The 7363-nt window shown below is 66.6% G+C and carries 7 protein-coding genes; 4 read left to right on the plus strand and 3 right to left on the minus strand.

All coding sequences use genetic code 11. From position 1 onward, the window contains the following. The first annotated feature begins 2 nt into the window (after positions 1 to 2). Together hisS and HQ354_RS23325 are read left to right on the plus strand one after the other, a co-directional pair. Positions 3 to 1274, plus strand: coding sequence for a histidine--tRNA ligase (gene hisS, locus HQ354_RS23320; RefSeq protein WP_068425955.1), 1272 nt, complete (start codon positions 3 to 5; stop codon positions 1272 to 1274). Then, positions 1264 to 1902 carry a hypothetical protein gene (locus HQ354_RS23325; RefSeq protein WP_068424347.1) on the plus strand — a complete coding sequence of 213 codons (639 nt, stop codon included), beginning with the start codon at positions 1264 to 1266 and terminating at the stop codon, positions 1900 to 1902. The genes hisS and HQ354_RS23325 overlap by 11 nt, the downstream gene beginning before the upstream one ends. 5 nt (positions 1903 to 1907) lie before the next feature. Here HQ354_RS23325 and HQ354_RS23330 read toward each other — a convergent pair whose 3' ends face one another. Continuing rightward, positions 1908 to 2375 (minus strand): DUF3237 family protein, encoded by a 468-nt coding sequence (locus tag HQ354_RS23330; RefSeq protein WP_068424346.1) that lies wholly within the window; start codon positions 2373 to 2375, stop codon positions 1908 to 1910. Between the two features lie 108 nt (positions 2376 to 2483). Between HQ354_RS23330 and HQ354_RS23335 the strand changes: the two genes are divergently transcribed. Next, positions 2484 to 3515 carry an Rv2578c family radical SAM protein gene (locus tag HQ354_RS23335; RefSeq protein WP_068425952.1) on the plus strand — a complete coding sequence of 344 codons (1032 nt, stop codon included), beginning with the start codon at positions 2484 to 2486 and terminating at the stop codon, positions 3513 to 3515. A gap of 4 nt (positions 3516 to 3519) precedes the next feature. Here HQ354_RS23335 and HQ354_RS23340 read toward each other — a convergent pair whose 3' ends face one another. After that, on the minus strand, positions 3520 to 4449 hold the full coding sequence (locus HQ354_RS23340) for a neutral zinc metallopeptidase (RefSeq protein ID WP_068425949.1): 930 nt from the start codon (positions 4447 to 4449) through the stop codon (positions 3520 to 3522). Between the two features lie 166 nt (positions 4450 to 4615). Between HQ354_RS23340 and aspS the strand changes: the two genes are divergently transcribed. After that, entirely contained in the window at positions 4616 to 6415 is a 1800-nt protein-coding gene (gene aspS, locus HQ354_RS23345; protein WP_068424345.1) for an aspartate--tRNA ligase, read from the plus strand. Between the two features lie 65 nt (positions 6416 to 6480). On the opposite strand, the gene HQ354_RS23350 is transcribed toward aspS, so the two are convergent. Beyond that, positions 6481 to 7363 (minus strand): hypothetical protein (locus HQ354_RS23350; protein ID WP_222644346.1); only part of this gene is annotated, 883 nt, incomplete at its 5' end.

A 7363-nucleotide genomic window follows, 5' to 3' on the forward strand; every position in this document is an offset into this window, starting at 1 on the left:
CCGTGAGCAAGCCGTCTACGTTCTCTGCGCCCAAGGGCATTCCCGACTACGTTCCTCCGAACTCGGCCGAGTTCGTCGCCGTCCGCGAGGGCCTGCTGAATGCAGCCCGCAACGCCGGATACGGACACATCGAACTGCCGATATTCGAGGACACCGGATTGTTCGCGCGCGGCGTCGGCGAGTCGACGGACGTCGTCAGCAAGGAGATGTACACGTTCGCGGACCGCGGTGACCGGTCCGTCACGCTGCGCCCCGAGGGGACAGCCGGCGTGATGCGTGCGGTCATCGAGCACGGACTCGATCGCGGCGCGCTCCCCGTCAAGCTCGCGTACGCAGGACCGTTCTTCCGGTACGAACGTCCGCAGGCAGGTCGCTACCGGCAGCTGCAGCAGGTCGGCGTGGAGGCCATCGGCGTCGACGACCCTGCACTCGACGCCGAGGTCGTCGCCGTCGCCGACGCGGGGTTCCGCAGCCTCGGGCTGACCGATTTCCGGCTGGAGATCACCTCGCTCGGCGACGACACGTGCCGACCGCAGTATCGAGAGCTGTTGCAGCAGTTCCTGTTCGCGCTTCCGCTCGACCCCGAGACGCGTAAGCGCGCCGAGATCAACCCGTTGCGCGTGCTGGACGACAAGCGGCCCGACGTGCGTGAGATGACCGCCGACGCACCGCTTATGCTCGATCACCTGTCCGAGACCGCCAAGGCGCACTTCGACGAGGTCCTCGGACACCTCGACGCGTTGAAGGTCCCGTACGTCGTCAATCCACGTATGGTCCGCGGCCTGGACTACTACACCAAGACGACGTTCGAATTCGTCCACGACGGCCTCGGGGCGCAGTCCGGCATCGGGGGCGGCGGCCGCTACGACGGACTGATGGCCCAGCTCGGCGGTCAGGAGTTGTCGGGTATCGGTTTCGGGCTCGGCGTCGACCGCACCATGCTCGCTCTCGCCGCCGAGGGCAAGTCGGCCGGTTCCGCGGCGCGTTGCGAGGTGTTCGGAGTGCCGCTCGGAACCGACGCGAAGGCTCAGCTCGTGGCGATCGCCGGACAGCTGCGGACCAAGAACATCAGCGTCGATCTGGCGTACGGCAACCGCGGAGTCAAGGGTGCGATGAAGGCCGCCGACCGGTCCGGCGCGCGCTACGCGTTGGTTCTGGGCGACAAGGAACTGGCCGAACGCGTCGTGGTCGTCAAGGATCTGTCGACCGGTGAGCAGAAGGAAACGCCGCTGGCCGACGTCGTCGCCGTGTTGGAGTCCGAACTTGCCGGCTGACGGCCGGGGCGCCGATCACGTCGACCTCGATCTCGTACCGGCCGAACTGATCGCGCCACGCCTGCGCAAGGTGGCCGTCGGCGCCGTCGTCGTCGGCGTCCTGCTTGCCGTGATCGCGAGTTTCTTTCTGCCCGTTGCGGTCGCGGTCGTCCTCGGCGTCGTGGTCGCGGTCCCGGCAGCGGGATCGGCGTGGGTGGGGCTGCGTCGACGCCTGTGGCTCGACGGCACGACCCTGCATGCGCGTGGCGCCGTCCGCACGCGGGCGCTCGACGTACCCACGCTCGTCTCGGCGGAGGTCCAAGTACGCACCGCGCGCATCGATCAGATCTCGCTTCGCCTGTACGACGGGCGAACTCGCGTCTCGATCCCGCTCGCTCTCTACACCCAGGGCGGCGGCCGCGAGCTGCCGATTCTGTCGCTACGGGCGCTCGCCGACGCGTTGTGGACGAGCGAGCTGGTTCCCGCGGCTGCGGTCGCGTCGGTCCTCGTCGACCAACTCAAGGCGGAGGCACGGGACGCGGGCCTGAACGAACGCCCGCTGTACCGTGCGATCGAGCTGGTGAGGGAAGCCGGGCGGACGCCGATGGCCACCCTCACCGATCGTGAAGTGGCAGGCTTGTCGAGCTGACGGGTCTACGTCACCAAAAAGGCGTCGAGGACAACGGATTCGGCCGACCTGGTACCCGACGTCACGACGAGAGCACGGTTCAAGTAAGTGAACTGCGGCACCGATGTCGCGATGTCGAGTGTGCCGCGGAAGTAGTACGTCGCGGGGTCGACTTCCTCGGTTCCGTTCAGCGATTCGATCACCTCGGCAGGCCCGAACTGAAAGCCCCGGTACGTCAGCGACAGATAACCGCCGTCGGTCAGTTCCAACGTCAGCTCGGCACTGAATTCGGTGCAGCCGTCCGGGCGTGTCACCCCGACGACGGACGCCGAACCCGCAAGTGTCCCTTCGATGTCCGGGCCAGGCGCGGCACCGCCGAGGATCGGAGTCACGACGCGCGCACCGCCGGGAACGCTGCCGACGTCGATCGGAACGCCGAGCGTCAGGCCAAGGCGGAGAATGGGTTCGAGAGTGGGCGCGATGGGTGCAGACACGTGGGGGAACGCTCCTCGGGGCGACGAAAGGGATCGGGTACACGCTATCTTCCCGTCGTGATTCGTGGCGTCTTGACACGGCCTAGAACACATGTTCGACTAGTGGGCATGCGATGGTCCGGTCAGACGCTCGATGCCGCCGACGAGGGCGCGCTTCCCGGTCTGGAGCGGTCGGGTCTGGTGCGCAGCGTACAGACACCCGAGTTCGAGGGCATCACGTTCCACGAGGTGCTGTGCAAGAGTGCGCTCAACAAGATCAACGGTGACGCGTCGCTTCCGTTCACGTGGACCGTCAATCCGGCGCGCGGGTGCTCGCACGCGTGTCGCTACTGCTTCGCTCGGCCGACGCACGAGTATCTCGATCTCGATGCCGGAACGGATTTCGACACTCAGATCGTCGTCAAGACCAACATCGCCGCGGTGCTCCGCAAGGAACTCGCACGCAAGTCGTGGAAGCGCGAGCCTGTTGCGCTCGGAACCAACACCGATCCGTATCAGCGTGCCGAGGGCCGGTATCGGTTGATGCCCGGCATCATTCGCGCGCTCGCGGAGTCCGGCACACCGTTCTCGATTCTCACCAAGGGCACGTTGTTGCGACGTGACCTCCCGTTGCTGACGCTTGCCTCTCAGCAGGTCGAGGTACGCATCAACGTCAGTCTGGCCATCCACGACGCGGATCTGCAGAAGCAACTCGAACCGGGGACGCCGAGTCCGCGGGCGCGGCTCGACCTGATTCGGGCAGTGCGCGACGCGGGACTGACGTGCGGTGTCCTGGTGGCGCCCGTCATTCCGTTCCTCACCGACGGTGCCCGGCAACTCGACGCGTTAATCGGCGCGCTCGCCGACGCAGGCGCCACGTCCGTCTCCGCGATGCCGATGCATCTGCGGTCGTCCACCAAGGACTGGTTCCTGTCGTGGCTCGCCGAGCAGCATCCCGCGCTGGTGCGTCGGTACCGACAGCTGTACGGCCACGGCGCCTACGTCACGCCCGAATACAAGGCATGGCTGCGTCAGCGCATCGACCCTCTGCTCGACGAGCACGGCTTCGGCGTCGGAGAGTCCCGGTCGATGCCCGAGAACGTGCCGGCGGATCCGGGCCGGGCAGCGGACGCTCGCACGCCCGCGTTGACTCTGTTCTGATACGTCATCTCAGAGCCGGAGGTGCATCGAGGTCACGCGCGGAGAACGTGTCGCACGCGGCTACCTGGCCGGTGCGGTAGCCGGCCAGGAACCATTGCTGACGCTGTTCGGACGAGCCGTGCGTCCACCCCTCGGGGTTGACGCGTCCGCTCGACGCTTGCTGGATTCGATCGTCGCCGACCGACGACGCCGCGGACAGCGCGTCCCGGATGTCGGTGTCGGTGAGAGGTTCGAGGAACGGCTCGCCGGTGCTCGGATCATCGATGACGGCGGCGTGGTGCGCCCAGATCCCGGCGTAGCAGTCGGCCTGCAGTTCGACGCGCACCGCGCCCGATTCCGCACCCTGCGGATCCGCCTGAGCGCGGCCGATGTCGCCGAGTTGGTTCTGGATGTGGTGGCCGACCTCGTGGGCGACGACGTACTCCTGCGCCAGCGGGCCACCGCTGGATCCGAAGCGGTCGACGAGAACCTGAAAGAAGCTCGTGTCGAAGTACGCGGTGGAGTCGGCGGGGCAGTAGAACGGGCCGACGGCGCTCGTGGCGTTGCCGCAGCCGGTGTTGGTCGAGCCGGAGAACAGACGCACTGCGGGCTGGACGTACGCGACTCCGGTCTGCGGCTGTAGCTGCGATTCCCAGACGGTGTCGAGGCTGCTCGCCGTGAAGCTGACTCGGCAGTCGACGTTCGCATTCGCGTCGGCGCCGGTCTCGCAGTTCTCGAGTGTGCCCGTTCCCGACTCGTACTGACCCGAGTTGTCGGCCGATCCGCTGAGCTGGCCGAGCAGCGAGCCGGGGTCTCCGCCGAACAGCAGCGCGAGCACCAGGATGACGAGTCCGCCTGCACCACCGCCGAGTGCGATCTTGCCTCCGCGGCCGCCACCGCCGCCGCCGACCGACACTCGGCCTGGCTGCGCCCGTGCGCCTTCTCTGAACGTCATCGCCCAATCCTCTCGCGGAGTCCGTGCCCCGACGGAGTCGGATGAACCGTCGGTCGAGTAGCAGCTTCCCATGCGGGCGAGGTATCCGTTTCCGGTCCGGGTACGTGTCTCCGTAGGATCGGTACTCGACGAACACTCTCGACCCCATTTTTTCGAAAGGAAACCCGTGCTGCGCACCCACCTCGCCGGCTCCCTCAGAGCCGAGCACGTCGATCGAACAGTCACACTGACGGGTTGGGTGGCGCGTCGTCGCGATCACGGCGGTGTCATCTTCATCGACCTCCGCGATGCTTCCGGTGTCGCGCAGGTCGTGTTCCGCGAGGGCGACGTTGCCGAGAAGGCACACCGTCTGCGCGCCGAGTACGTGGTCAAGGTCGTCGGCAAGGTCGAAGAGCGTCCCGAGGGAAACCAGAACTACGAAATTCCCACCGGCGCGATCGAGGTCGATGCGACCGACATCGAGGTGTTGTCCGAGAGCGCGCCGCTGCCGTTCCAGCTGGACGACCAGCCGGGTGAGGAAGCGCGTCTGAAGTACCGCTACCTGGATCTGCGCCGCGAGGGCCCGGGTCACGCCATTCGCCTGCGCTCGCACGTCAACGCGGCGGCGCGCGGTGTTCTGGCGCACCACGAATTCGTCGAGGTCGAGACACCGACGCTGACTCGGTCGACGCCCGAGGGTGCCCGCGACTTCCTGGTGCCCGCCCGGTTGCAGCCCGGAAGCTTCTACGCTCTGCCGCAAAGCCCCCAGCTGTTCAAGCAGCTGCTGATGGTCGGCGGCATCGAGCGGTACTACCAGATCGCACGCTGCTACCGGGACGAGGACTTCCGCGCCGATCGGCAGCCGGAGTTCACGCAGCTCGACATCGAGATGAGCTTCGTCACGCAGGACGACGTGATTCTGCTCGCCGAGGAGATCCTCGCCGCGCTGTGGAAGCTCGTCGGACACGAGTTCACGTCGGCGATTCCTCGCATCACCTACGCCGAGGCGATGCGTCGCTACGGTTCGGACAAGCCGGACCTTCGCTTCGACATCGAACTCATCGAGTGCACGGACTTCTTCTCCGACACCACGTTCCGCGTCTTCCAGGCGCCGTACGTCGGCGCCGTCGTGATGCCGGGCGGTGCGTCGCAGCCGCGTAAGCAGCTCGACAAATGGCAGGAGTTCGCCAAGCAGCGCGGACACAAGGGTCTGGCGTACGTCCTCGTCGGCGAGGACGGAACTCTCGGCGGACCCGTCGCGAAGAACCTCACCGACGCCGAACGCGACGGCATCGCAGCGCACGTCGGTGCCGCGCCCGGTGACGCGATCTTCTTCTCCGCCGGACCGGTCAAGGCGTCGCGAGGACTGCTCGGCGCGGTACGCGGTGAGATCGCACGCAAGCTCGACCTCATCGACCCGAAGGCGTGGGCGTTCGTCTGGGTCGTCGACGCGCCGCTGTTCGAGCCCGCATCCGACGCGACCGCCAGCGGTGACGTCGCCGTCGGTTCGGGCGCGTGGACCGCAGTCCACCATGCGTTCACGTCGCCGAAGCCCGAGTCGATGGACACGTTCGACACCGATCCCGGCTCTGCTCTCGCCTACGCCTACGACATCGTGTGCAACGGCAACGAGATCGGCGGCGGCAGTATTCGTATCCACCGCAAGGACATTCAGGAACGCGTCTTCGCGATCATGGGTATCGACGAGGCCGAGGCGCAGGAGAAGTTCGGCTTCCTGCTCGACGCCTTCAGCTACGGCGCGCCCCCGCACGGCGGGATCGCGTTCGGCTGGGACCGCATCACGGCATTGCTGGCAGGCGTCGACTCGATCCGTGAGGTCATCGCATTTCCGAAGTCCGGCGGTGGCGTCGACCCGCTGACGGACGCGCCTGCGCCGATCACACCGTTGCAGCGCAAGGAATCCGGTATCGACGCGAAGCCGGAGAAGCGGGACGAGAAGGTCGACGCGGACGCCGCGTCGGAGTAACACGAACACCACGAAGCCCTCCTGCGATCTGTCGCAGGAGGGCTTCGGTGTCGGTTCGCGACCCGTCAGGCGGGCAGGGACTGCGAGACGACGCGGTACGCGTACGTCGACGCGATCATTGTGATCGGGATGGTGACGAGAAGGCCCAAGCCGCACGGAATCACGCCCAGAATGTTGATGCCGACGAGTGCCAGTGCCAGCAGAATCAGCTGGCCTGCATTCGACGAGATCGCCTTGACGCTCGACTTGATGGCAGTGATCGCATCCTGATTGCGATCGATGACGAACTGAAGTGTCCACCACGTCAGGAACGTCAGGATGATGCCGGGAATGATCAGCAGGACGAACCCGACCAACACCAGGATGCCGACGAGGAAGCTCGCGAGAATGATCGCGGCCACGTTGCCGAACTGGAAGAACGACCCGATCGCGGGCTTGTTGCCGTCGACCTCGTGCAGGGCGCCGCGAATGAGGGACGCCTGAATGAGGTAGCCGACGACGGTGCTGATCACCGTGCCGATGATGGCCAGGGCGCCGAACCCGGCCGAGAGATCTCCTGACGTGTCGGTACCGCCGAAGATCAGGTTGATCACGATCTGGATGACCGCGGCGATCACCGCGATACCGATCCAGACTCCGGCGTTGTCCTTGAATCGATTCCAGCCGAAGGACACCGCGTCGCCGACGCTCAACGTCGTCGGCACGCCGCGGTAGTTTCCTGCGCCGTAGTTGCCGGGTCCGTAGTTCCCGGGCGGCGGCGGGTAGTTACCAGGAGGCGGCGGGTAGTTACCAGGAGGCGGTGGATAATTGCCGGGAGGGGGCGGGTAGCCGCCCTGCGGCGGTGGAGGATATCCACCGGGCGGCGGGTAGTTTCCGGGCGGCGGATAGCCACCGGGAGGCTGGGTGCTGCCCTGCGGTGGGGGATATCCGCCGGGCGGTGGGTAACTG

Source organism: Rhodococcus sp. BP-261 (assembly GCF_019835205.1).
Taxonomy (GTDB): domain Bacteria; phylum Actinomycetota; class Actinomycetes; order Mycobacteriales; family Mycobacteriaceae; genus Rhodococcoides; species Rhodococcoides kyotonensis_B.

What these genes read in the sequence shown, in the direction of transcription:
- HQ354_RS23335 (WP_068425952.1), top strand. Translation starts at nt 2,484, where the DNA reads ATGCGATGGTCCGGTCAGACGCTCGATGCCGCCGACGAGGGCGCGCTT.
- HQ354_RS23340 (WP_068425949.1), bottom strand. Translation starts at nt 4,449, where the DNA reads ATGACGTTCAGAGAAGGCGCACGGGCGCAGCCAGGCCGAGTGTCGGTC.